A 2,841-nucleotide genomic window follows, 5' to 3' on the forward strand; every position below is an offset into this window, starting at 1 on the left:
GGCGCGACCGGCACCGCCCCGTCCGATCGGGCCGCCGACGCGGCGGGCCGCCCGACCCCCCGGCCGGCGGCCCGGGCCCCGGCCGGGACGGCGTCCGGCGCTTCCCCCGGGGTGCCGCCGGCGGCGGCCGGCGTGGCAGTCGTCAGCGTCGTGGTCGGCACATTCCTCATTTCCGGGCCAAGGCGGCGCCCGCGCCGCCTTCTGGTGATCACCGCTGGTGAGCGTACTCGTGCCGCGCCGCGCCGCCCGCCACCAGCCGCCGAATCGTCAGCCTGCCGCCGGAACGGATAGGCTTTGACCTGACACGCGACGTTCCCACAACAGCACACGCAACAGCACACGCGGCCGAGGAGTCACCCGGATGAGCACCCCCCTGAGCGATAGGCTGCGCGGCTTGCTGGAACCGCTCGTCAGCGCACGGGGCTGGGACCTGGAGGACGTCCAGGTGACCCCGGCCGGGAAGCGGCGCGTGCTGCGGGTCGTCGTGGACTCCGACGAGGGCGTGCTGCTCGACGCGTGTGCCGAACTGAGCCGGGAGATCTCCGGCGCGCTCGACGACACCGACACCATGGGCGCGACCCCGTACGTACTGGAGGTCACCTCGCCCGGCGCCGACCGCCCGCTGCGCCACCAGCGCCACTACCGCCGCGCCGTCGGCCGGCTGGTCAAGGCCCGGCTCGCCGCGGGCGGCGAGCTGGTCGCGCGCGTCACCGCGGTGGACGACACCGGCCTCGACGTGGAGGTGCCGGGCGCCAAGGGCCGCCCGGCCACCGCGCGGCGGCTGGACTTCGCCGAGATCGCCTCGGCCCGGGTGGAGATCGAGTTCAGCCGCCAGGCCGCGGGCGGCCCCGACGGCAGCCGCGACGAGAGCAAGGAGGAGGCGTAGCCGTGGACATCGACATGAGCGCTCTGCGGGGGCTGGTCCGCGAGAAGGAGATCTCCTTCGACCTGCTGGTCGAGGCGATCGAGTCGGCCCTCCTCATCGCCTACCACCGCACCGACGGCAGCCGCCGCCGGGCGCGCGTGGAGCTGGACCGGCAGACCGGGCACGTCACCGTGTGGGCCCAGGAGGACGCCGAGGAGCTGGCGGACGCGCCGGGGCAGGAGCCGCGCGAGTTCGACGACACCCCCTCCGGGTTCGGGCGGATCGCCGCGACCACCGCCAAGCAGGTCATCCTGCAGCGGCTGCGGGACGCCGAGGAGGAGATCACCTTCGGCGAGTACGCGGGCCGGGAGGGCGACGTGGTCGCCGGCGTCGTCCAGCAGGGCAAGGACCCGAAGAACGTGCTGGTCGACATCGGCCGGCTGGAGGCGATCCTGCCGGCGCAGGAACAGGTGCCCGGCGAGGAGTACCGGCACGGCACCCGCCTGCGCACGTACGTCGTCCGGGTCGCCAAGGGCGCCCGCGGCCCGTCGGTCACGCTCTCGCGCACCCACCCCAACCTGGTCAAGAAGCTCTTCGCGCTGGAGGTGCCGGAGATCGCCGACGGGTCGGTGGAGATCGCGGCCATCGCCCGGGAGGCGGGCCACCGGACGAAGATCGCCGTGCGGTCCACTCGGTCGGGGCTGAACGCCAAGGGCGCGTGCATCGGCCCGATGGGCGGCCGGGTGCGCAGCGTCATGGCCGAGCTGAACGGCGAGAAGATCGACATCGTGGACTGGTCGGACGACCCGGCCGAGCTGGTCGCCAACGCGCTGTCCCCCGCGCGGGTCAGCAAGGTCGACATCGTGGACCTGGGCGCGCGCTCCGCGCGGGTCACCGTGCCCGACTACCAGCTGTCGCTCGCCATCGGCAAGGAGGGGCAGAACGCGCGCCTGGCCGCCCGGCTCACCGGCTGGCGCATCGACATCCGCCCCGACACCGAGCAGCAGCCCGCCGGGCAGCCCGCCGAGCGGCGCTGAACCCGGGCCGCGGCCGCGCGTCCCGGCGCCGGATACGGCCCGGCGGCGCGGAACGACCATTCGATCATCGCCCCCGAGGGGTGAGGCCGGTCCAGGGAGGTAGACTTACACCGTGTCTGGTCGGACGCGTGCCCGCGCATGCCCTGAGAGAACGTGCGTGGGATGCCGGGAGCGGGCGGCCAAAGACGAACTGCTGCGCATCGTGGCGGTCCAGGGCGCATGCGTCCCCGACCGGCGCGGTACGCTGCCCGGTCGGGGCGCGTACGTGCACCCCACCCAGGCCTGTCTCGACCTGGCGGTCCGCCGCCGGGCGTTTCCCCGGGCCCTCAGGGGCTCCGGGCCGCTCGACACCTCGGTCCTGAGCCGGTACGTCGAGCGGTGTGCCGGGCAGACCGGGCCGCCGCGCCCCGCGCGCGGCGGCGGGCGGCCCCAGGCGGGCACGGCCGGCAGGCGGTGACCGCAGGCGGTGAGACCGCAGGCAGTACGACAGGCAGCACTGGAAGGAAGCGGCGCGACCACCGTGCCGCAGCAGGTACCTCGCGAGTCGGAAGTAGGTCGAGATTGCGATGAGCACTCGATGAGTACGCGATGAGTACGCCCATGAAGTAGCGACGGTCCGGCGGACGACCACCCCGGACCGAGAAGGAGCGATGTGGCTAAGGTCCGGGTATACGAACTCGCCAAGGAGTTCGGAGTCGAGAGCAAGGTCGTCATGGCCAAGCTCCAAGAACTTGGCGAATTCGTCCGTTCGGCGTCCTCGACGATCGAGGCGCCGGTTGTTCGCAAGCTGACCGACGCTTTCCAGCAGGGCAACGGCTCCGGCCGCGGCGCTGGCAAGCCCTCGGCGCCCCGCAGGGCGCCCGCCAAGCCGTCCGCGCCCGGCCCGGCGCAGGCGTCCCGTCCCGGTAGTGCCCCCCGGCCCCCGGCCCCCGGCCCCCG

At 74.0% G+C, this 2,841-nt stretch carries 4 protein-coding genes; all 4 read left to right on the forward strand.

All coding sequences use genetic code 11. The features are described 5' to 3' along the window. Nucleotides 1-361: 361 nt before the first annotated feature. Nucleotides 362-886 carry a ribosome maturation factor RimP gene (gene rimP, locus RKE29_RS29140; protein ID WP_312008709.1) on the forward strand — a complete coding sequence of 175 codons (525 nt, stop codon included), beginning with the start codon at nucleotides 362-364 and terminating at the stop codon, nucleotides 884-886. A gap of 2 nt (nucleotides 887-888) precedes the next feature. Then, entirely contained in the window at nucleotides 889-1,902 is a 1,014-nt protein-coding gene (nusA, locus tag RKE29_RS29145; protein WP_312008710.1) for a transcription termination factor NusA, read from the forward strand. A gap of 112 nt (nucleotides 1,903-2,014) precedes the next feature. Continuing rightward, nucleotides 2,015-2,359, forward strand: coding sequence for a YlxR family protein (locus RKE29_RS29150; protein WP_312008711.1), 345 nt, complete (start codon nucleotides 2,015-2,017; stop codon nucleotides 2,357-2,359). 195 nt (nucleotides 2,360-2,554) lie between these two features. Further along, nucleotides 2,555-2,841: translation initiation factor IF-2 N-terminal domain-containing protein (locus RKE29_RS29155; RefSeq protein WP_312008712.1), on the forward strand; the 287-nt coding region annotated here is incomplete at its 3' end.

The sequence above is a fragment of the Streptomyces sp. B1866 genome (genome assembly GCF_031932565.1).
GTDB lineage: Bacteria > Actinomycetota > Actinomycetes > Streptomycetales > Streptomycetaceae > Streptomyces.